The sequence below is a fragment of the Pseudoalteromonas sp. NZS11 genome (assembly GCF_015864765.1).
In the GTDB taxonomy this organism is placed as follows: Bacteria; Pseudomonadota; Gammaproteobacteria; order Enterobacterales; family Alteromonadaceae; genus Pseudoalteromonas; species Pseudoalteromonas arctica.
Map to the genome: position 1 here is coordinate 304406 of NZ_JADYWP010000003.1, position 23818 is coordinate 328223.

Here is a 23818-nt window from a genome sequence, read left to right on the forward strand (position 1 = left end):
TAATTGATAGTTGTGTCATTCCACTTTGAAATTATTTAAAGTGGAATGACTAAATATTTTTAAAGCATCATTATGAACACGGCTATTTACTATAAATTGGAGCACTTTCAGCTTGTATATTAACAATAACGCGATGCCGGAATTGCCTGAGTGGTTGTCTTTATACCTTGATAAATCACATGGACATGATGAATTAGCAAACCACAGTGGTTTAAACCCAGAACATTGGGATACTTTATTTAAGCGTTTAGCTAGCCTAACAGCAGACGATGTTAGTAGCCGCGCTACAGAAATAAGCCAATTGCTACAAAATGGCAATATTAAAAATGAAAGCAATAAGCAGTGGCATTTTGACCCATTGCCATTTATGTTATCTAAAGCTGATTGGGCGTTGCTCGAAGAGGGAATAAAACAGAGAACCCTTTTATTAAATAAAATTCAGCAAGATATTTACGGTGACCAAACATTATTAGTTGATGGTCATATTCCTGCAAAGCAGCTTTTTCAAGACCCTAATTACTTACGCGAAGGTTTTAGCTTACCTAGTAACGAATTAACACTATTTTTTACTGCATTAGATGTTTACCGCACGCCAACAGGCGAATTTAAAGTATTAAGCGATCATTGTCAGTGCCCGTTAGGCTTAGGGCTATTAATTAAAAGCCGTATTATTGCAAGGCGTGTAATGGCTGAAGAATTTGCCGAATGTAATGTTCAGCAAATTAAAGAATTTTTAAACCTATTCCAAGAGGGTATTAATGAATATACCCACTATATGGATGACCCACGAATTGTAATTCTAACCCAAGGAATTGATGACCCTAACTACAACGAGCATGCATTCCTATCTACCTACTTTGGCTATACATTAGTACAAAGCGCCGACTTAACCGTACGTGGTGGTGACGTTTGTTTAAAATCGTTACAAGGCTTGGGTAAAATTAATGTCATTTTACGCTGGGTTTCTGATCGTTGTATTGACTCTTTAGAGCAAACTGAATATTCACTTCATGGTATTCCGGGCTTATTACAATCGGTACGACAAGGGTCGGTTAAGGTTTTAAACCCGTTTGGTAGTGGTGTGCTCTCGTCACCTTCAATAAAATGCAACTTAGAAAAGTTATCGCAGCAAATTTTAAAACAACCGCTGTTGTTAGGTGAGCCAAATTACTTAAGTGTAAAAGAAGCGCAAGCCATTGATTGGAATAACCTCGAACTACTATCTGCTATAGACCCTACACTTAAGTTAGATGGAGTGTTAGACGAGCAAGAAATAAAGCTACTTATTAGCAAAGAACCCGATAATTACTTTTTCCAAGAAAAGCCTTCTTTTAGCAGTGCACCATTTTGGCATGACGGGCAATTAATCTCCAAGCCAGTGGTGTTTAGGTGTTATGCATTAACCACAGAAAATGGCGTAGAAGTACTTCCTTCAGCACTGTGTTTTTCGAACGAAAAAAGTAACAACCCGAGAATATCTGGTTGGATCAAAGATACATGGATAAATACAGCCGATAGAGTTGATTTAGGCGAGCATAATCCACCGGTGCCAATTAGAAAAAGAATGGATGTAACGCTACTTGAAGGGGTTATTTCGAGCCGTACGGCTGAGCACCTTTTTTGGTTGGGTCGATACTTAGAACGCTGCGAAAACACCATACGTATATTGCGTATTTTTATAGACAAGTACACCGAATTTTCTGTTTACCCAGATTCAATACGAAAAAGTATAGTTGCACGGCTTTCTAATGCCATTAGGTCGCAATATATTGTTTATCCCTATATAGAACCTGATTTAAAACTAGATGGCATTGATGTAAATCTGTCGAAAGAAACTGCCTTTCAACTCCTTGCAGACGAGCAATGCGCTGGCAGTATTATTAATACATTAAAGTACATTGCAAATGCGTCGGTGCAAATTCAAGAATTACTATCTCATGATAGTCGCCGAATAATTGATGATATTAATGAGCAAATTAAAGTATTTAAAAATGTAAATATTAATATTCCAACGCGTGCAATGCAAAGCAGCCTAGATAGAGTTATAGGCTCAATTATGGCTTTTAATGGCTCGATTACAGATTGTATGCCAAATAGTAACGGCTGGTTTTTACTCGAAATGGGTAGAAGAGTAGAGCGTAGCTTACAAATTACATCACTAAGTGCGGCTTTATTAACCAAAGAGTTAGACGAGCCCGAAGAGCTTGGCTTACTTGAAGCCGTGCTAAGTTGCCAAGTTAGTTTAGTTACGCATAAGCGCCGATATAGAATGTATCAAACCATTGGTACAGGGCTTGAGTTATTACTTTTAGATGCTGAATACCCACGTTCTTTATTATTTCAGTTAGAGGAAATTAATAAGTTGTGTAAGCATTTACCCACAAAACGCAGACAAGGCGTAATTGCGGCACACGAAAAAGCAATTTTACTGTCTAAAACAAGTTGTTATGTAACTGAGAAAGATTACCTACAAAAAAGTGAAAATGGACAACGTAACCAGTTAATTGAATTTAACCATAATACGCGTATGAACTTAGATACATTTTGTGATGTATTATTACTACAGTATTTTTCTCATACCCAAACGGCAAATAAATTGAACTGGACTAATATTGAGCAAGCTCAATCGTGAAATATAAAATAAAGCACTCGACTACATACAACTATTCAGACTTTGTTAGTTTGTGTCAAAACCAAGCGCGATTAACGCCAAAAACGAATCGCGGGCAAATATGCCACAGTAGTCGTGTAGAAATTGAACCTACACCGACTTACTTACAAACATTTACTGATTATTTTAATAATCAAGTAACAGCGTTTGAAATAGCAATACAGCATAAAAAACTTAAAGTTACGATGATCAGCGAGGTAGAACTGTTAGTCGGCGCTAATAGCAATTTAGAGAGCGTTGATATTGCTTGGCGAAAAGTACGTGATTTATTGGTTAAACCAAATACAGCGGAATTATTAAAAACGTCTGAATTTGTACTACCTTCACAGCTTATTCCAATAGATATAGGGATTAAGGAATACGCGTTGATTTCGTTTGATGCACACAAAAATATAATTTCTGCATGCAAAGATTTAATGGCACGAATTTTTCATGAATTTCATTATGATCCTGGTTTTACAACGATTAGTACGCCTCTGAGTACTGTTTTTGCACAAAAAAGGGGCGTTTGCCAAGACTTTGCACACTTTGCGCTTGCATGCATACGTAGTGTGGGGTTAGCGGGTCGATACGTTAGTGGGTATATAGAAACCATGCCGCCAGAAGGCGAAGAAAAGCTAGAAGGTGCTGATGCAACTCATGCATGGTTTGCGGTATTTGTGCCAAACTTTGGTTGGGTTGATTTTGATCCTACAAATAATGTTTTACCACGCGATCAGCATATTACTCTAGCCGTAGGGCGAGACTTTTCTGACGTAACTCCTTTGAAAGGCGTGGTATTTGGTGGCGGTAGTCAATTGCTGGATGTAGCGGTTGATATGATTCGAATGGAATAGGCAGTTTAACTACGTCATATATTATGATGGATAAGGTGAAAGAGTGTATGAAAATTGATTGGAAAGCGTACCAAACAAAAGGTTTCTTTGATGAATTAATTGATGCACAAGGAAACGTTCGATCACATGGAACACAATTAGCACAATTTTTTGCTAATTTATCGGCAGAAGAATTAGTAAAGGCCAGAGCGGTTGCTGATTTAGCAATTAAAGAAATGGGTATTACCTTCACGGTTTACAACGAAGGTAATATGATTGATAGGGCCTGGCCATTTGATATTATTCCGCGAACTATAGGTAAAAAAGAATGGCAAAGCGTAGAGGTTGGTTTAAAGCAACGTGTTGAAGCGCTTAACCTTTTTATAGATGATTTATACCATGACCAAAAAATAATAAAAGATGGTGTTTTTCCAAAAGGGTTACTAGAAAAATCTGTGAATTTTCGCCAGCAATGCGTGGGTATAAACCCGCCAAATAAGATATGGGCGCATATTTGTGGCTCAGATTTAGTACGCGATGGTAGTGGTACTATGTATGTACTTGAGGATAACCTGCGTGTTCCTTCTGGTGTATCTTATATGCTTGAAAATCGCTCTGTAATGAAGCGTGTATTCCCTGAATTATTTGAGCAAGTGTCGATTTTACCTGTTGATGATTACCCCTCACAATTATTTGATATGCTAGCGGCAATGTCGCCTCGTCCACAAGATAAACCAGAAGTCGTGGTACTTACGCCAGGGGTATTTAACTCCGCTTATTTTGAACATTGCTACCTTGCCCAAGAAATGGGTTGTGAACTGGTAGAAGGACGGGACTTAGTTGTTGAAAAAGATGATTGTGTATACATGAGAACAATCACAGGGCTACAACGAGTTGATGTTATTTATCGTCGTATTGATGATTTATTTTTAGACCCTGAAGTCTTTTTACCTGACTCTCAACTGGGCGTTCCTGGTTTAATGCGCGCTTGGTCTAAAGGTAATGTCGCTTTGGTTAATGCACCAGGTGCAGGCGTTGCTGATGACAAAGTAGTTTACGCCTATGTACCTGAGATGATTAAGTACTACTTAGGCGAGGAAGCTAAACTTGCTAATGTCCCAACGTTCAAATGTTTGGACCCGAAAGAATGCGACCATGTTATTAAAAACATTGATAAGCTTGTTGTTAAACCAGCAAATGAGTCTGGTGGCTACGGGCTATTAATTGGCCCTAAATCAACCAAAAAAGAACAAGAAGCGTGTATTGCTCAAATTAAAGCGGACCCACGAAACTGGGTAGCTCAACCAACATTAGATTTATCAACAGTACCAACATTTGATGGCAATAAACCAGATGGCCGACATACCGATTTAAGACCGTTTATTTTATCATCAGGTAAAGATACGCAAGTTACCACTGGTGGATTAACGCGTGTTGCTATGGTTAAAGGCTCTTTGGTGGTTAATTCATCACAAGGTGGTGGCAGTAAAGATACTTGGATTGTTGACGAAGAGGCTAAATAATATGTTATCAAGAGTAGGCGAAACTTTATATTGGGTATCTCGATACATTGAACGTGCGGAAAATGTAGCTCGTTTAATCAACGTTAACAATTTACTGATGATGGACTTACCCAAAGGCGTATGTACCGGCTGGGAGCCATTAATTGATATTATTGGTGTACGCAAAGCGTATTCAGAAAACCATACTGATTTTTCTGAGCAAAAAGCATTAAGGTATTTACTTGTTGGTAGTGATAATAGCTCGTCAATTTTAAACTCTATCACTTCTGCCAGAGAAAGCGCGCGTACAATTCGTGATGTAATACCGCGAGACGTATGGGAAGAAATAAACTCTTTATATTATTATGTAAAAGACAATCAAAAAGAAGGGATAACAAAGCGTGGGCGTTTTGAGTATTTAAAAAAGATTATAGATTCAGCCCATCAAATATTTGGGGCGTTAGATGCCACAATTAATCATGATCAGGGCTATGTTTTTATCCGCTTTGGTTCGATTATAGAGCGCGCAGATATGACATCGCGAATTTTAGATATTCGCTCTGCTACGTTAATTACTAATGAAGAAGAAGTGAAGCCGTTTGATAATATTCAGTGGATCAGTTTATTGCGTTCGTTAAGTGCCTATCAAATGTATCGCCAAGAAATGGGCGTTAGAGTACAGCGTGCTGATGTAATAGAATTTGTGATGCACAGCAAAGTATTCCCACGATCTATTTTATTTTGTATGAATGAATTAAAAGCATTGGTTTTACCTTTGCCAAACTCAACAGAAATTATTAAATCAATTGATGATGCAATTGTTGAGTTAGAAAATAAAGACGTACGAGTACTTAAAAATGGTCTGTTGCATGACTTTATCGATGAAATACAAATAGACTTAGCTGGAATACATAACGGACTGGCCGAAACGTATTTTTTAAAACAAGCAGAATAATAAAAACTGTATATTGTGAAATGACTGCTTAGGGCGTGTTGAACTTTGGTGGTTGAATTTGCAGCAGTATGTTTGGTTTTTAGGCAAGGCAGAGCCTATGTAGTGTGGTTATTCCCCATTAATGGGCGATAACGCAGCATAAATACCAAACATGCGCTGCCCTCTGGGTTCTTTCTAGGGACGATTAACTCTTTGTTGCTCGGTTTTTACTTATTCTTACATGGATGTAAGCCAGTAGAATAACGCAGGAGCAGTTATCGAGCCCACTAGGTTACAAACCTCGCGCCGCGATTTAATCGCCCCTAGATTGAATAAATTTCAATCCACAAAGATAAACACGCCCTAGTCTCGAGCGGTCATTTTTTTGCTTAAATTTATTTATAATAATTTTAAAACCTGCATAATTAATCTTTACTTCCTCATCCGTTGGTATCGCAATGAAAATCATCTCGACTAATATCTCTAAAATTAAAACTCTTATTCATAACGGTAAAGAGGTGAAAACGGGAATATTCAAAACCCCAACTAACGAACCTGTAGTGATTGAAAAGCTAAACATTATAGGTGACGAGCAAGCTGATTTAGTTAATCACGGCGGGGTAGATAAAGCGGTATATGCTTTTTCTCACAATCATTATGAGTATTGGAAACAAACCCTCGAGAATGATGACTTGGCAGTAGGTGCCTTTGGCGAAAACTTCACGATTTCTGACCTTGATGAAGCGAATATACACATAGGTGACCATATTCGAATTGGTACTGCACTGCTTGAAGTAAGCCAGCCTCGTGTACCCTGTTTTAAACTCGCTATCGCCCTTAATAATAAAAACAGTCTTAAACTGTTTACGCAGCATTACTGCACTGGCGTTTATTTTAGGGTACTAGAGCAAGGCGTTGCAAAAACGGGTGATAGTGTTGTTATCGAGAAGAAAGCATCGCACGACATATCAGTTAAAAAACTGTTCCAGGCATTTTTTGATAAAAAATACGTAGGTTATGAAGACATACTTTTAAAAGCATTAACTTTGCCAGAGCTTGCTGTAGAGTGGCAAGAAAAGCTAAAGAAGAAGCTTGCTATTAAAAGTGAATAAAGCAGTTTAAAACTGTTTTATTCCCGCGCTAGCACTCTTTAAAAAGTGTTGCTGCAACCTATTTATTAAACTTTGAAGAACAGGTCCTGCTGATTGGCTTCTTGAAAAAACGCATCCTACAGGAGTAAGCCAACCGCCTTGTTCATGAGTAACGGGTAGCGTTACCACTTCAGCTTGGTTTATATACTTCTTAATAGCAAGCTCGGGTACAAGCGCCCAACCAATATCCTGAACTACTAAGTCGATAAGAGTTTGATGTGTATTTGCGTACCAAATTCTAGAGCTAATTGCGTAGCTAAACCATAACTCTTTTTGGCTAAGGCTGCGATGAACACATTGCCTATGGGCTTTTAAATCATTGCTTGTTACAGCCTTTAGCTTTGCAAGCGGGTGTTCTGGTGATGAAATCGTTAAAAATCGAGCTTGGCCCAATAGAAAAAAATCCATATCAACTTTTAGTTCCCCATCACTATAAATGATACCTACTTGTGCTTTTCCTATTTTTACTAAGTTGTCTACATCGTCAGTTGTTGTCGATATTATTTCGAAGTTAGTAATCGGGAACTGATCAGCTAATGGGGCAATCATTTTTAAAATATCTTGATTATTTAGGCTTTCATCAATAGCTATAATTACCTCATGCTCATAATTTTTTGCTAATGCATCCACTTTTTGGTCAAAATATTTTTGCTGATGAAGTATAGAGTATGCGACAGGTAACAATGCCTTACCGCTAATCGTTAAGCTGGGTATATTTTTATTACGCGTAAACAATGTTTGATTAATCGCTATTTCAAGATTAGAAATAGCTTGGCTAATTCCCGATTGTGCACGGTTAAGCTTTCGGGCTGTTGCCGAAAAAGATCCTGTTTCTACCACGGTTACAAAAATTTTTAGTTGCTCAAAACTATACATATCATTCAACTTAAAGGTGAGTACTTATTTGCTCATCTTATCACTAAAGGTGATGGCTACTAACTTTGCAAATAATTAAATTATGTCACTATTATTTTCTTTAATTATTTGGCGTAAAAGGGGTTAATTATGGATGCAAAAATGGGGTCGCTAGAGAGGATGTTTCAGGCTGTTTTGTTTGAAGTGTTAGCGGTAAAGCTGTCGATTATTGGTTTGGCTGTATTTACAGAGCATGCAATATCGGCTTTATCGGGCACTATGATTATAATTGCAACGATTGCGATGTGTTGGAATTTTGTTTTTAATTGGTTTTTTGACAAAGTAGCTACCGGTGCAAAAGAGCAACGTTCTGTATTATTCCGTATTTTTCACGTGATTTTATTTCAAGGCGGGTTACTTGTTTTTACTATTCCCGTAATGGCGAGCATTTTAAACGTAGGCTTATGGGAAGCATTAATAATGGATATCGGCGTAACTTTTCTTATAACCCTTTACGCTTTTACTTTTAACCTAGTGTACGACCACACACGAGCCTATATTTTTCATTCAAAAAATGCTGCATGTTAATACACTTTTTAAATATGGGATGACTTAACAAAGTTTTGTATTTAGCTGCTGGTGTATTTGCCAATGCACCAGCACTTTTAGAGGCGTAATATTACCCAAGTTTGCTTTATAGTGGCAAAAAACTAATAAAGGATCTTTTTATTAAAAGTGAATAAAGCTAAATATCAATTGTTATACCAATCTGCTTATGTATGGGGTCTATTTAACGTTAAGGAAATTACACTAGAACTAGGCAAAAATTTTTGTATCTAGTTGTTCTAAATAAAAAATTTTTAACGACGTTATAGTGCAATTTAATTCGGTAAATTGATCAAAGATTTATGCAGGTTGGTATTATTTATAGAGGAGCTAGTAAAAAAGATAAAATCTGCTATACCTAAGGTTATAAATACTATAATTATTATAGTGTTATTTAAAAATTTTTGGGTTAGTAGCTAAAATAGGTGTCGTATATGAATATCTCAAGAAAACTGATGCTTATTGTAATATTAACTGCAGCAGAGATAAGTATTACTGTCTACTCAGCTTTTGAAATAGCTAAAGGAGCTAAGTTTCACCAACTTAACTTTCTTCATTTAAAGTATACACATCAACTTACCAAGTCAGTTAAAAAAATAGAAAATGATATCCCCATAGATATAAATACCATTGAGTCGGATATATTGTTAATTAGGCAGCAACCGATTGAATGTATTGAACAAATAAACCCGTTAAATTATGCTGTTATGAAAGTTATTAACACAGATCATACATTAACAATCTGTGAAAACGATATTGAAATTGCTGATAAAGCCTTATTGTCAGTTAATCAGTATAAAAAGGGGGAACTTAGTAGAGACGCTTTTTTACTAAATCTTAATACTTCGCTAAGTGGCTTTAATAAAAACACGGAGCTGTTTGAGGAACCAATTAGAAAAACAGTATCGTTTATACTAATGACGTTAATTCCACTTGTTATAATCATATCTTTTTTTAATATTCTTTTTATAAGTTATCTTTCTCGCACAATATCGAGCTCTATTCGAAATCTTACTCTACTTTTATCAAGTAAGCCCGAAAGTAATATTAATCTAGACGATGAACTTGATATAAAAACGTCGGGTGAATTAAAAGCACTCGTTATCGCGGCCAGACAGCGAATTAAAAATGATCTTTTAAATATTGAAAACAGTATTGAACTCAAAGAGATTATAAACAGCCAGACAGCTTCCCTGCAGCAAGCAAATGATGAGCTTGCCCAGTTTGCTTATCGGGCTTCCCATGACCTGAAGTCACCGCTGTCAGGGGCTAAATCCCTAGCGCATTTTGTTATCGAAGATATAAAAGCGGGAGACACAGAGGAGGCAAGCCGAAATGCACTGGTTATTTATCAACAAATGGAAAAGTTAGAAACACTTGTTGTTGATATTTTATTGTTAGCCAAAGCTGAAATTGGTAATGAGGATAAAGATTTAATTGACTTTAACCAGTTAATTATTGATATGAAAGAACGACTGTCTTGGCTCATGAAAGATAATCCTTGTGCGCTCGAAACAACAATTAATCTATCAGTACCTATAAGGTCGGAAAAAGCGCGTTTTGCTCAAATTATTGAAAATTTGATATCAAATGGGTTGAAGTATTACGATAGAAATAAAGACTCGCCTTATGTCCGCTGTGATATTTTTAATGAGCAAGAGACGTTTTTTATTACTGTTACAGATAACGGAATGGGAATACCACAAAAGCATCAAAGTGAAGTGTTTGATATGTTTAAGCGATTTCATGCACAGACAAGTACGGGGTCTGGTTTAGGGATGGCGCTGGTTAAAAAACATATTGAGTATTTAAATGGTGAAGTATCACTGCAAAGCTCTGATGAAGGTACGACATTTAAAATAATAATACCAATGGATAAGCTAACATGACAAAAATTAAACCCCCTATATTAATTGTCGATGACAATGAAGTTGACCGGTATATTCTTAAAAGATTAATTAAAGAGGCTGAATTAGATCTTACAATTTTTGAAAAAAAAGATGGCCAGGAAGCATTAGAATTTCTAGAAAATTATGAAGCTAACAGAAAAGAGTACCCTGATGGATTTCCTCCAATACTCATATTTTTGGACATCAATATGCCAAGAGTCAATGGTATTCAGTTTTTAGAAGAGTTTTCTAAACTGAGGAAGATGATAGAAATCAGCTCGTGTGTGGTTATGATGTTTAGCTCATCAGAAAGAGAAGAAGAAAAAAAGATTATAATGTCACACGATTTTGTTAAAGGGTACCTTGTAAAAGGAAGTTTTCAGGCAGCAGAGTTAAAAGAAAAAGTATTGGCTGTCATCGGTCAGCATTTGGAAAAACACAGCTGATTTGCATGTGTTTTAGGTTTTAACCCGCTAGGCTGTGCCAATTGGAGAGCCTTTAGTTTGAGTATGTGGCACAAACCAAAGGTTTTTAGCTTAAGGTTACACAGATGTTTGATTTAAGCTTCAATTTTACAAAGGCTCAAAATAACCTATTTATTAAAGGCTTATTTTTTTACTATAGTCATCGAGCAGCAAATTAATTTCGTTTACAGGCATAGGCTTTGAAAAGAGAAAACCTTGCAAGTAGTCTATATTTAATTTTTTACACAGCTGATGCTGGGTTTCAGTTTCGATTCCTTCAGCTACCACAGAAAAATCTAGTTTTTTCAGCATTAAAGATAAGCTCTCGATTATTTTTAATCGTTTATTATTTTCTCCATCTAACGATTGCATGCTTTTGTCTAATTTTACTATATCAATAGGGTAGGAAATAAGGTGAGATATGGATGAATAACCCATACCAAAATCGTCCAAAGCAATCCTAAACCCTTTATTAGACAAAGAAGTTAATATTTCAATCACTTCTTTACTGTTTTCCATAAAAGCTGTTTCTGTTATTTCCAGAATAATACTACTGGTCTTTAAATTGTATTTTTCGACCGTCTCTAATAGATACGTTTGTAAAACTTCTCTTTGCAGCTGTATCGGTGAAATATTAATAGATAGAGTTAACGACGTTTGATAGTCTTTCTGCCACAAAGATAACTGCTTTAAAGCACTCGCAATTATCCATTTTCCAAGAGGGGCTATTAATCGGCACTCTTCAGCAATAGGAATAAACTCATCGGGGGTATAATTAACGGTTGTATCTGGCCAACGGATAAGGGCTTCGACACCTGTCATTATTTGTGTTTTTGAACAATAAACAGGTTGATAAAATAGCCTAAAGTTTTTTTCCTCTATATGCTCTTTTATACTATTTTGAATATCTACCCGACGACTAAATTCATATTGATATTGCTCTTTGTAAAAGCTTATTCTACTTTTACCACTTTGCTTTGAGCGATACATTGCAATATCAGCACATTTTAGCAGTTCATGAGATTCAGTAGCATCATTTGGGTATATGGCGCTTCCAATGCTAACACTGCAATTTAAAGTTCTGCCTTCATGCAAAAAGGGTTTAGAAACTTCAGCTAAAATTCTATTTGCTATCATACCTATTTGATTAATATTGCAAATTCCACCTATTATAACTGCAAATTCATCGCCTCCTAAGCGTGCAAATCCTTCATTTTGCCTCAGGCAACTATGAATCCTTTCTACTGTTTGTATTAAAATTTCGTCGCCGACACTATGCCCAAGTGTATCATTAATATTTTTGAAGTTATCTAAATCTAAAGCAAGTAACGCCACGCAGTTTTTAGCACGTTTATTGTTAGCTATCATTACTTTTAGTATTTCTTCAAAATGATATCGATTAGACAAACCAGTAAGCTGATCCCGTTCTGCCATATGCTTTACAGCAAGATAACTGTTGTGCATACGTTGTTCTGCCTCGAAGCGTTTTTTGGCATATATAAGCGCTTTATTTAAACTATCCCTCGTTATATCACCTTTTGGTAAAAAGTCTTGAGCGCCTGCTTCTATACACTCAATAGCCAAAGCTGAATTTTCTGAGGAGCTAATCATGATAATTGCGGTGTTACCGAGTTTAGGCTTTGCACGCATTTCAATTAGCATTTCAATGCCATCTTCTTTAGGCATATTATAATCGAGTAGTATTATATCAAAGTGCGTGTCTTCAATGGCTTTCAAACCCTCGGATACGCACGTTACCTCGGTAATGTCATGATGATGAGAGCCATCAGAAATAAGCATTTTTTTAATTAATTTGCGATCAACTAAGTCATCATCAACAATTAAAATATTCATAAGTTCCTTCTAAGAGCAGCATCTACATGATGCTCGTTTATAATTGATAATTTCATAGTTAAACTTTGGGCCAAAAAATAGTGAATGTACTGCCAAGTTTCCCATCGGAGGCTACTTCAATTTTGCCCCCATAATTAATAATGAGCTTATTGGCAATACAGAGTCCTATGCCGCTCCCTTCAACATCATCTCGAGATTGCAATGTCTGAAATAACTTAAATATGAGTGAAAAATACTTAGGGTCAATTCCTGGGCCATTATCTTTTATTTCAATAATGTAATATTGATTAGAGGGGATAAGTGAAATATCGATAACCGAGTGCTCTTTATTGTTATGTTTTATTGCATTACTAATAAGATTTTGAAAAACAGTTTTAAAAGGGAACAGTGGTATATCGAGTACTTCGTTATTGGCGTGTATATCGACAGTGACAGCTTGTGGAACTTCTAAAATTTGTTCTATATCTTGGTAAATACTTTCTAAAGATATGTTTGCACGAGTTGAATCACAGCTATTTATTCTCGAGTAGCTTAGTAAATCTTCTAGCAGTACTTGCATTCTATTAGCCCGGCTGAGCACAAGCTGAAAATTTTCTAGGTGCTCTTGAGGGAGTAAATCTTTGCAATCATCATAAACCCATTCTAATAAACGTTTTATAGCATTTATTGGTGACTTGAGATCGTGTGAAGCAATACTGGTAAATTCATCAAGTTCATCGCTCATTTTTTGTAATTTTTTGATTAAGCGATCTTTTTCAGTTTCGTCTTCTTTGTTTTTCTCGAAAATTGTTGAATTAACCTTAGCACTGTTTATTTTATCTAATAAGTTTTTACGTTGGACTAACTGATTTACAAAGTTTTTTTGTAAACTATTTAAGATTAATTTTTCTTTTTCGGTAAGTAGTGAATCACTTGCTCGGTCAAATATAAACCATCCAAATTTAAGGTTTGAGGGCAAAATAATAGGTGATACCACTCTAAATATTTTAGGAGCATGCTCGATAATCGATTCATTAAAAACGTCATCAGATAGTTGCTCTTTAGCTACTGTTATTTTTGAACCTGATTTATATAGCTCGACAGCACGTTGAGGCAGGTTAGCAACAATAGAGAATGAGCTTGCATCAAAAATGTTTAAAATTAGCTCAGCAAAGCTTTTTAAGCTTGTTTGAATGTCATTATCAAGAGAAGTCGTTAATTGCTGCTCATCTATTAATGATACACCTTCTAAATAACTCTCTACATTGGGCATTCAAACTCCTACAACAGTATTAAATAAATATGCCTCATTAAAATGAGATGCAACAAATGATTAACTTATTGTAGTTGATTATTTTGAATGTGTTGAATTATTCACTTTATAAATTAACGCCAAATTAAAGCCTTACCTTATTATAGTCAGTAGCTTATGAATCTATTTTCTAATAAGGTAAAACTAAGTCTGATCGTGAAATTTATGACTGAATAAATAAGTATTATGCTGGGTAGTGTTCTTACTAAAGATCAACATGCCCAAGTAAAAAGAGCATATTTAATCGCTCATTTGTATAATTGTTTGCGCTACGCTAAATAAGGTTTTATGCGTATCCATTGCTTGTTTTTGTAGCTGTTTATGGGCTTGCTCTTCAGTGAGCTTTAATTGCTCAATAAGTATGTACTTGGCTTGATGAATAACTTTTTGCTCACTAATAACTTTTTTAGCGTCAAGTAACGCTTGGTTTATTTGTTTAATATGTTGGCTTTGCTCGATAATTAAATCGTACATACTTTTATTACTATTGAGCTTATCGGCCGCAATGTTTTGGCTTACTTCTGGCTCTGGTTGCTTAATAGCTAATTGCCCAAAAGTAGGGGCTATGTGTTGCTCTACCATATTGTTAAGTACCTGCTTATTTGTATTTAAGCTACGTTGAGCACAGGCTATTTGCATTGCTGCGGTATCAATTAACTGATCTGCTATATTTTGTTCAATTTTATGCATTATATCTATGCGCGTAGTGGTTACCTCGTACCATACTTCGCTCAGTTGTGAGAGCGGTTGAGCGTTCTCATCATCGAGTTTTTGCAGTAAACTTCTAAGTTGTTCTACCTGATTATTAACCTGATGCGTTGTTAGTGTGGCAAAACATTTTAAAAGGTGCGCATCGGCGTACTCATTAAAAAAGTCAAAGCTGTGGTTTTGCTCTTGTACAAAATGCGCGAGTTGTTGTTTTTGTTCTGTGGTAAATTTACTCGCTGCAAATGCTTGTGCACCACAGGCACGCTCTTGTCCTGCGTATTCTTTACCTTGCATAAAATTAAAAAATGCGACTAATAAGCGCGTTATTTTGGGATCGCTTGCGCCATCAGCTGCCTCTAAAATAATATTGAGTAAACTAGCAATTAACTGAGTGAATGACTGCGTAGCATGTACCGCACTAATGTTTTGTTGTGCTATTTGCTTGCGCAATACCGGTAATGCATCGAGTGCTTGTAAGCTATAGGTAATTAAATTAAATAACCGAGTATGGCCAGTATCGGCGTTGTCGTTTATAAATGTTTGTTTAAGAGAATCATAAAATGCAGTTTGTGCGCTGTCGCTTAAAGGGATTTGTTCTTGTAATTGGGTTTTAAATCGCTCTCGATTTGAGGCCAAAAATATATTACTCATTGCGCGTTCTTTTTGTAACTGATGTACAAAATCGCCTAATTTAGTAAGCGAGGCACAACTGTTTTGTAATTGCTTTAGGGCATGTATTTCTTGATACTTTGCTGCTAATAAAAACTGTTTTGTGAGAGGATTGCTTGTCGCCATTGGTATTATTCCACACTTTTTTGTTTTTAAAGTGCAACCACTGTTCCAATCATTAATAAATTTCATCATTGAATTTAAAATCAAGTTAATACAGTTACTTGAAATTGAGTTTTTGTTTTTCACTGTGCTTCTATAATTATAATTACCATTACTTTTAACTTATTTGGTGCATTTAAACATGTTATTGCACACAACTTGAACCCAAATTAAAAACAAAAAAAGCGCCTACCCCTGGGGAGGTAGTAAGCGCGAAAGTCGTATTATGCATTAGCGTTTATATTGTTTAGTAATTCAGGACTAATAGCCATTTTATGATTTATTACTTCGCCAATCATAATTAGGGTAGGGCCTTGAAGGTTTTGTTTATCATGCTCATCTACTATTTGCTCAAGCGTACTGGTAATTACCTTTTGCTTAGTGGTAGTGGCATTCTCTATTAGTGCAATGGGTGTATTACTTGGCCAGCCCACTGATTGCAAACCGCTGCTTAGCGTTTGTAGACGCGAAAGCCCCATATAAACCACTAAAGTAGGGTTGTTATTGCCTTGCTCAAATGCGTAATTTTGCCAATGAGGTTGCTTGTTAGGATCGGCAAACTGCGCGGTTAAAAATGTAACACTACGCGCTACGTCTCTTGCAGTAAGCGGAATACCCGTATAAGCGGAAGTAGCGCAAGCCGTTGTAACACCAGGAACAATAGCAAAATTTATATTATGTTTGCTAAGCGCATCGGCTTCTTCGTTAATACGTGCAAATATACTCGGATCACCGCCTTTTAAACGCACTACGTTTAAGCCTTGTTGCGCGTATTTAACCAGTAGTTCGCAAATGTTAGCTTGGGTCATTGAATGCTTGCCAGCACGTTTACCTACAAATACACGTTGCGCTTTTTTAGGAAGCGTTTTTAATAAATCATCGCTTACTAACCAGTCGTATAAAACAACATCGGCTGCATTAATTAAACGCTGTGCTTTTACCGTAATTAGCTCTGCGTCTCCTGGGCCCGCACCAATTATATAAACGTTGCCGCTTTTAGCACTGCGATCATTTGAGCTTGTTAGCTTAGTAACAAGCTTATTTAGCCACACGCTTTCAATACCCGAAAAATAAGACAATACACTCATAATATACCCCTAAGCCACAGCTGTTGTAACTTTTGGCGCAGCGCTTATAAATACACTGCCGTCTTCAATTTTTGCATCAAAAACCGGTAAGTGTATTGCTTCTACTTCTAAACATTCGCCTGTTTCTAAGCAAAAGTGTTGCTTATATAAAGGCGATGCGACAACTAATTTATTGTCGATTGAGCCAATAATGCCACGTGATAATACATTAGCTTTACCAATTGGGTCGTAGTTGCTAATGGCAAACACAGCCGTTGGATTTTGTGGAATGTAAAAAATAGCCACTTGCTGATTATTAACTAGTGCACATACGCCGCTATTAGCCACTAGGTTGTCGATTGTTCCAATATTATGCCAAGACATCAGCTTGCTCCTCTTCAACTTCCATTACTGGAATACGGTTTTGTGTATTACGTTGCTCACGTTTTTCGGCTTCTGTAGCAGGGCGAATTTGGTTACGCTCTTGCACAAATAAAATGTTGTCGTCGGTTTCGGGGCTATTAATAAACTGGCGGAATCGTTTGGCTGCATCTGGGCTTTCAATCGCTTTTTTCCACTCACAGGCATAGGTTTGTGTAATTAATTCCATTTGCGCTTCTAGCTCGTCGCAAATGCCTAAGCTGTCGTCAATGACTACGCTTTTAAGGTAGTCTAAACCGCCTTCAAGATTTTCCATCCATACCGACGTACGTTGTAATTTGTCAGCTGTTTTTATGTAAAACATAATCACGCGGTCAATGTATTTGATCAGTGTTGGCGTGTCTAAATCGGTCGCAAATAAATCAGCATGGCGAGGGCGCATACCGCCATTACCACACACGTATAAGTTCCAGCCGTTTTCGGTAGCTATAATGCCAATATCTTTACTTTGTGCTTCGGCGCATTCGCGGGTACAACCCGATACCGCCATTTTAAATTTATGCGGCGCACGTAACCCTTTGTAGCGGTTTTCTATTTCTATTGCGTGTCCAACGCTGTCTTGCACACCATAACGACACCACGTACTACCCACACACGATTTAACGGTTCTAAGAGACTTACCATAGGCATGACCGGTCTCAAATCCGGCTTCTATAAGTCGCTCCCAAATAACAGGAAGCTCTTCTAAGCGCGCACCAAACAAATCAATACGTTGACCGCCAGTGACTTTGCAGTACAGGTTAAAGTCTTTTGCTACTTGTCCAATTACAATGAGTTTGTCGGGTGTTATTTCGCCACCAGCAATACGTGGTACTACAGAGTACGAACCATCTTTTTGCATGTTTGCTAGGTACGTATCGTTAGTATCTTGCAAGCCAACATGAGCGGGCTCTAAAATGAAGTCGTTCCATGTTGAGGCTAAAATAGAGCCAATGGCAGGTTTACATATTTCACAGCCATGACCGCTGCCGTGTTTAGCTAGTAAGCCATCAAAGCTTTTAATGCTTTCTACTTTTACCATGTGCAGTAGTTCTTGGCGTGAATACGCAAAGTGCTCACATACATGGTTGTTAACTTCAACACCGCGGCTTGCTAATTCGTTATCAACAACAGATTTCAATAACGCAGCACAACCACCACAGCCGCTTGCTGCTTTAGTGCATGATTTCACCGATGCTAAATCGCATGAGCCGCCATCAATCGCACCTACAATGTCGCCTTTACTCACATTGTGACACGAACAAATAGTGGCTGTGTCGGGTAGGGCACTGCTCGATAACGACGGCGCGCCGCCGCTATCTGGTAAAATTAAACACTCAGGGTTTTCTGGTAAGTCCATGTCGTTAAGCATGTACTGTAATAAAGTATCGTAGTCGCTGGTATCGCCAACAAGTACAGCGCCCAGTAATTTGTCGCCTTTTTCACTTAGTATGATTTTTTTATAACAGCCGCGAATAGCGTCTTGGTATATAAGTTCTTTACAGTCTGGCGTTTTTGCATGAGCGTCGCCAATTGAGCCTACTTCTACGCCTAACAACTTAAGTTTAGTGCTCATGTCGGCACCTAAAAACTCAAGCTCGCCACCACTTAATTGGCTCGCTGCAACGCGCGCCATGTTGTAACCCGGTGCTACTAAGCCAAATAGTTTTTTGTCCCACAGGGCACATTCACCAATGGCTAAAATATCAGGATCTGACGTTTGGCATTGGTTATTAATAATAATACCGCCGCGCTCACCGAGTTCTAAATCAGCAATTTTGCCTAGTTGGTCGTACGGGCGAATACCGGCAGAGAACAAAATCAGATCTGTTTCTAAAAATGATTCGTCCGAAAAATTTAATCTAAAGCGACTGGTTTCGCCTTTTACTATTTCGCTGGTTGCTTTTGATGTGTGTACTGTTACGCCAAGTTTTTCTATTTTATTTTTTAGTAGCGTACCGCCTTGTCCATCAAGTTGAACAGCCATAAGTTGTGGTGCAAATTCAACTACGTGGGTATCAAGCCCTAGTTGCTTGATGGCATTTGCGGCTTCAAGCCCCAACAAACCTCCGCCAATAACAACACCGCTTTTACTTACAGCGGCACTGGCTTTTATTTGTTCTAAATCTTCTAATGTGCGATACACCAAACAATGGGGTTGGTCGTTACCTTTTATAGGCGGCACAAACGGAAACGAACCTGTAGCGAGTACCAGCTTGTCGTACGGGTATTGCTCACCGGTTAATGTGGTCACTATTTTTGCTGATCTATCAATGCCTTCAACCCACTGGCTGGTATGCACATTAATATTAAGCTGTTTGTAGTTGTCGTGAGTTGTTAGTGCTAAATCGGCGGCGGTTTTGCCATCAAATACACTTGATAAGTACACGCGATCGTATGCAAGATTTGCTTCTCCGCAAAGTACAGTAATGTCTGCGTTGGCATCGCTTTGGCGCATTTGCTCAACAAAGTGGTGTCCGACCATACCATTACCAATAATGAGTATTTTTTGCGAGGTTTGCATAGGGCATTCCTTAAAGTGACGGTTTAAATACAAATAACAAAAAAGCCCGCCACAAATACGCATTATGCATAACTGTGTGCGGGCTTCTTTGCCGATGGTTGCTAATAGCTATTGTGCTCACAACCTAAATTTTTGCCGTAAGTAAAACGGGCTTGTTAATAGAATGTTTGCAAAAATACAGCCAGTTTTTTAAGTTATTGTTTAAATAGTATTTAATGTGTTTTTAGAGTGAGGATAAAACCTATTTTGTTATATGTTGGTGCGCGCCTGGCACTAAGAGGGTGCAAGTATTGTCATTGTTTTGTGCATTATCAGTCAATAAAACACCCATTATCATTGATTGTGTATTGAGTTAAATTTAACCCATGAAATACGCACACGAATTACGAGCAAAATGATAAATACAAACTCAATAGATGCTTCACCTTTTCACGAAGGCGAGCTGGCAATACAAGATAAACTCGGTAAACGAGAAATAATGGCAACATTTGGCAAACGTGCTGTGCGCTCATTTATGCCAGAGCAGCATCAAGCCTTTTTTGAGCAGTTACCATTTGTGGTTGCAGGCAGTGTTGATGAAAACGCTGATCCGTGGGTATCTATTGTTTCAGGACAGCCTGGCTTTTTAAGCTCACCCACACCCACATCATTATTAATGACCCACGCGGTTGATAAAAACGACCCCTTACATAACACGTTAAATATTGCCGGCTCGCCAATTGGTTTGTTAGGCATTGAGCTAAGCACGCGTAGGCGTAACCGTTTAAATGTGCGCGTAGGTGAGGTAATTAGTGATTATCAGGTGAGTTTTAGTGTTGATCAATCCTTTGGAAATTGCCCGCAGTATATTCAAACGCGAGACTTAACGTTTAATAGAGATCCTTTACTTAAAAGTAATGCGGTACAAAAAGTTGAATTTACTACACTTGATAACGCAGCCAGTGCGTTAATTGACACCGCCGATACATTTTTTGTTTCGAGTTTTATAACCGCTAAAAACAACCCAAAAATTGAAGGTGTTGATGTTTCTCACCGTGGTGGGTTGCCAGGTTTTGTAAAGCGCGAAGGTAACACATTAACGATTCCTGATTACGCAGGTAATAATTTTTTTAATACCTTGGGTAACTTTTTATTAAACCCAAAAGCAGGTTTGTTATTTCCTGATTTTGACACGGGTAATGTATTAATGGTTACCGGCAGCGTTGAAATTTTATGGGACGGGCACCCAGAGCTTGAAGGCTTTATTGGCGCAGACCGAGGCTGGAAATTTACCCTCACTAAAGGAATGTGGCTTAAAAACTTACTTCCGTTTAGTGCTAAATTTGATGCTTATTCCCCTAACACTAAAATGACGGGCACGTGGCTTGAGGCTGATAAAAACAAACAAGCAGAAAAACTAAAACATACTTGGCAGCCTTTAAAAGTAACCAAAATAACGAAAGAAAGTGATGTAATTACCTCCTTTTATTTAGAAGGGCATAACAATACAACCTTGTTACCGTTTAAAGCTGGGCAGCACTTAACCGTACAAATACCAAGTAAAAATAGTAGCAATAACAGTAATAGCAAACCTGTTATTAGAACCTACACCGTGTCATCGAGCCCTCATGAACTACTTTATCGGTTATCGATTAAAAAAGAGCTCAGTGGTGAGGTGTCTAACTACTTTCATAATAACGTAAAAGTAGGCGACGTTATTTTAGCTAAATACCCACAAGGGCAGTTTTTTATTGACCCAGCAAGCGCTAAACCTGCGGTATTAATTGGTGGCGGAATAGGTATTACACCGATGATCTCAATGGCTAAACATATTGCCAATGAAGGGTTAAGAACCCGCTATACACGCCCTTTGCATATTTTTCATAGTGCTAAAAACACCCAACAGCGCGCATTTTATAATGAGTTAAAAACACTGGCAGATAGGAGCGGCGGGGCAATTGATTACTACTCACTTTTATCTCAGCCTGAGCTTGATGAAAAGCAAGGCGATGGCTCTAATTTAAAAGATAAGAGCTTTAATTTAAAAGACGAGGGCTTTGATTTAAAAGGGCGCATAAATGCGGATGTGTTTAGGTATTATTTACCACTTGATGATTACGAGTTCTTTTTATGCGGACCGCAAGCGTTTATGCAGCACGTTTATAACGAGCTATTATTACTCGGTGTGCAGGACAAAAACATATTTGCGGAAGTATTTGGACCCTCCAGTATTAAGCGCAAAGTACTTAACACAAGCGAAGCGCCTAATAAAAACAAAGAGATTAGTGTTGAGGAAGCAGACAACAATGTAATTAAATTTAGTAAATCGGGCTTTGAACAGCGCTGGAATAAAGGCGACAACACGTTACTTAATGTAGCCGAATCCCATGGTTTAGAGCCTGAATTTGGCTGTCGAAACGGCAGCTGCGGCAGTTGCGCCGTAAAAATAAACGCAGGTGCTGTGGTTTATCGCAATAACGTAAGTTATCCAGTAGAGCCGGGACAGGCGCTGATTTGCTGCGCTGTACCCGCCAAAGGTGTTGATGAACTTGATTTAGAGCTGTAGCATTTTGAAAGAAAACACTAAATTCTAATTTAATTTGGAATGTAAAGCTTGTAAAGCAAAAGTACTGGGGTGGCTTAATGTCATTAATAGATGTTGATAAATACTCTTTATGGGAGGCGAGCCACCCGTTTGTACTCCTATTAATAATAAGCGCAGAGATGGAAGGTATAATGCCTTCCAACCTGATAAGTAAACTCTACCTAAGGTACTTATCTCACTAAGTTGTGATACAGCGGCACACCTATTGCGAATATAAGCCCTAAGAAAAAACCGACTAAAGCAGCCGTTACACTCCAAAATGACCACTTGCGCTGAACAACTTGAAAGTGTTCAATACTATCCCATCTCTTATTTCTCCATGACCATTCTCGTCCTTTAAAACCTAAGACAAATGCCATGATAAAACCAATATAAGGAACAAGAACAAGTAGGCCAATCCATGTGCGATTATTTACCGCCCATATCCAATTGCATAAAAAGGCTCCCCAGCTCCATCCCTCTATTCCTTCGGGTAGATTATGATCTTTTCCCATACCTGATGTATTAGCATCACTCTTTATATTTCTACCAGACTTGGGTTTTGAACGTTTTGCACTCACTTACTCTCTCCTTGAATATATACAATAGTCCTGTAAATTAAATCATTTTTAATTTGTTATTAAAAAATAATAACTTGAATCCTATTTGTATTCAATAGTTTACTGTATTTTATGAAGGAAATGATAAAGAGTTTTTCTTTGTCACTATTACTTATTTACACTGTTTCAAAATCATATTTATGTGTAATTGCTTTACCAGAAAGTATTTTCCTTGTTTTATATAAAAATGTCTGCACATTTTAAGAAACCATTCGCAGGATATATTTTAACTTATTGTAAAATAAAAATATTATTCACTTTTTGCAGATTTCACTTAAACAAACACAAAAAAAGAGGCTTAATAGCCTCTTATAAAACAGTATTAAAAACTTAAAACTAAGCTAGTAAACCCGCTTCTGTTTCAGGCATTGCTATATAGCCATCAAGTTTACGAACGTTGCTTAACCATCTTAAAATATTTGGGTATTCACTAAGTGATACGCCGCCCTCTGGTGCGTGCGCTATGTAAGAAAAGTTGGCAATGTCGGCAATAGTTGGCTGAGTGCCTACTAAGTACTCGCGATTTTGTAAATACGCATCCATTGTTTTAAATAATGTGTGGGCAATGTTTATCGCGTTTTGATGATCAATCTCTGCGCCAAATACAGTAACTAAACGCGCCGAACACGGACCTGAAGCCACAAGCCCTGCAGCAACGCTCAACCAGCGTTGAATGTGCGCTTGAACAGCAATATCTTCTGGGTACCAGGTTCTATTAGCATCAAATTTTTGTGCCAAGTACATTAAAATAGCGTTTGAATCGTTAATAATGTCATCGTTATGTTTAAGTACCGGGACTTGCCCAAAAATATTCATTTTTAGAAAGTCAGCTTGCTTTTGTGCGCCGTTTTGCAGTGCCACATCAACCATATTTACATCAAGCTTTAAAAGCGATGTAAATAACTCTGCACGATGTGAATGACCAGATAAAGTAAAACGGTATAGCGTTAGGTTGCTCATGGGTTGTCCTGTTTTTTAATTTTGAATAGTGATTTTTAATAACGCTATTCTTTCACTATTATCAGTATTGAAAAACCGAGCTAGTAAGGAATT

Annotated in this window: 18 protein-coding genes; 9 read left to right on the forward strand and 9 right to left on the reverse strand. The window is 37.5% G+C overall.

Annotated features, from left to right (window positions below; translation table 11 throughout):
* Window positions 1–112 precede the first annotated feature (112 nt).
* The 5 genes from I6E82_RS08435 (at window position 113) to I6E82_RS08455 (ending at window position 7034) form a co-directional block, all read left to right on the forward strand.
* Complete coding sequence (locus tag I6E82_RS08435; protein ID WP_197117517.1) at window positions 113–2632, forward strand: circularly permuted type 2 ATP-grasp protein; 2520 nt, start codon at window positions 113–115, stop codon at window positions 2630–2632.
* Window positions 2629–3507, forward strand: a complete 879-nt coding sequence (locus I6E82_RS08440; RefSeq protein ID WP_076926073.1) for a transglutaminase family protein — start codon at window positions 2629–2631, stop codon at window positions 3505–3507. Before I6E82_RS08435 ends, I6E82_RS08440 begins: the two co-directional genes overlap by 4 nt.
* A 47-nt stretch (window positions 3508–3554) precedes the next feature.
* Complete coding sequence (locus I6E82_RS08445; protein WP_024597986.1) at window positions 3555–5009, forward strand: circularly permuted type 2 ATP-grasp protein; 1455 nt, start codon at window positions 3555–3557, stop codon at window positions 5007–5009.
* Between the two features lies 1 nt (window position 5010).
* A complete protein-coding gene (locus tag I6E82_RS08450) occupies window positions 5011–5943 on the forward strand; it encodes an alpha-E domain-containing protein (RefSeq protein WP_101216455.1) in 933 nt (310 codons plus the stop codon).
* 437 nt (window positions 5944–6380) lie between these two features.
* Window positions 6381–7034 (forward strand): MOSC domain-containing protein, encoded by a 654-nt coding sequence (locus I6E82_RS08455; protein ID WP_197102340.1) that lies wholly within the window; start codon window positions 6381–6383, stop codon window positions 7032–7034.
* 6 nt (window positions 7035–7040) lie between these two features.
* Here the strand turns inward: I6E82_RS08455 and I6E82_RS08460 are convergent, their stop codons facing one another.
* On the reverse strand, window positions 7041–7949 hold the full coding sequence (locus I6E82_RS08460; protein ID WP_197117519.1) for a LysR family transcriptional regulator: 909 nt from the start codon (window positions 7947–7949) through the stop codon (window positions 7041–7043).
* A 129-nt stretch (window positions 7950–8078) separates the two neighbouring features.
* Here I6E82_RS08460 and I6E82_RS08465 point away from each other — a divergent pair, with 129 nt between their 5' ends.
* From I6E82_RS08465 to I6E82_RS08475, 3 genes are all read left to right on the forward strand, one after another.
* Entirely contained in the window at window positions 8079–8516 is a 438-nt protein-coding gene (locus I6E82_RS08465) for a PACE efflux transporter (RefSeq protein ID WP_197117521.1), read from the forward strand.
* Window positions 8517–8968: 452 nt separating this feature from the next.
* Window positions 8969–10423 carry a sensor histidine kinase gene (locus I6E82_RS08470; RefSeq protein WP_197117523.1) on the forward strand — a complete coding sequence of 485 codons (1455 nt, stop codon included), beginning with the start codon at window positions 8969–8971 and terminating at the stop codon, window positions 10421–10423.
* Window positions 10420–10869, forward strand: coding sequence for a response regulator (locus I6E82_RS08475; RefSeq protein ID WP_010552557.1), 450 nt, complete (start codon window positions 10420–10422; stop codon window positions 10867–10869). Before I6E82_RS08470 ends, I6E82_RS08475 begins: the two co-directional genes overlap by 4 nt.
* 153 nt (window positions 10870–11022) lie before the next feature.
* Here I6E82_RS08475 and I6E82_RS08480 read toward each other — a convergent pair whose 3' ends face one another.
* The 6 genes from I6E82_RS08480 to nirB form a co-directional block, all read right to left on the reverse strand.
* Window positions 11023–12741 carry a two-component system response regulator gene (locus I6E82_RS08480; RefSeq protein ID WP_197117525.1) on the reverse strand — a complete coding sequence of 573 codons (1719 nt, stop codon included), beginning with the start codon at window positions 12739–12741 and terminating at the stop codon, window positions 11023–11025.
* Between the two features lie 58 nt (window positions 12742–12799).
* Window positions 12800–13993, reverse strand: a complete 1194-nt coding sequence (locus I6E82_RS08485) for a sensor histidine kinase (RefSeq protein WP_197117527.1) — start codon at window positions 13991–13993, stop codon at window positions 12800–12802.
* A gap of 279 nt (window positions 13994–14272) precedes the next feature.
* Window positions 14273–15535, reverse strand: a complete 1263-nt coding sequence (locus I6E82_RS08490) for a nitrate regulatory protein (protein ID WP_197117529.1) — start codon at window positions 15533–15535, stop codon at window positions 14273–14275.
* A gap of 260 nt (window positions 15536–15795) precedes the next feature.
* The gene (gene cobA, locus I6E82_RS08495; protein WP_197117531.1) at window positions 15796–16659 is read right to left on the reverse strand and encodes a uroporphyrinogen-III C-methyltransferase; all 864 of its coding nucleotides are present in this window, start codon (window positions 16657–16659) and stop codon (window positions 15796–15798) included.
* A 9-nt stretch (window positions 16660–16668) separates the two neighbouring features.
* Window positions 16669–17022 (reverse strand): nitrite reductase small subunit NirD, encoded by a 354-nt coding sequence (gene nirD / locus I6E82_RS08500; RefSeq protein WP_165721822.1) that lies wholly within the window; start codon window positions 17020–17022, stop codon window positions 16669–16671.
* The gene (nirB, locus tag I6E82_RS08505; protein ID WP_197117533.1) at window positions 17009–19582 is read right to left on the reverse strand and encodes a nitrite reductase large subunit NirB; all 2574 of its coding nucleotides are present in this window, start codon (window positions 19580–19582) and stop codon (window positions 17009–17011) included. The genes nirD and nirB overlap by 14 nt, the downstream gene beginning before the upstream one ends.
* Window positions 19583–19976: 394 nt before the next feature.
* Between nirB and I6E82_RS08510 the strand changes: the two genes are divergently transcribed.
* Window positions 19977–22127 carry a 2Fe-2S iron-sulfur cluster-binding protein gene (locus tag I6E82_RS08510; protein WP_197117535.1) on the forward strand — a complete coding sequence of 717 codons (2151 nt, stop codon included), beginning with the start codon at window positions 19977–19979 and terminating at the stop codon, window positions 22125–22127.
* A gap of 209 nt (window positions 22128–22336) precedes the next feature.
* Here I6E82_RS08510 and I6E82_RS08515 read toward each other — a convergent pair whose 3' ends face one another.
* A complete protein-coding gene (locus I6E82_RS08515) occupies window positions 22337–22726 on the reverse strand; it encodes a hypothetical protein (RefSeq protein ID WP_197117537.1) in 390 nt (129 codons plus the stop codon).
* A 375-nt stretch (window positions 22727–23101) separates the two neighbouring features.
* The gene (locus tag I6E82_RS08520) at window positions 23102–23725 is read right to left on the reverse strand and encodes a glutathione S-transferase (RefSeq protein ID WP_197117539.1); all 624 of its coding nucleotides are present in this window, start codon (window positions 23723–23725) and stop codon (window positions 23102–23104) included.
* Window positions 23726–23818 lie beyond the last annotated feature (93 nt).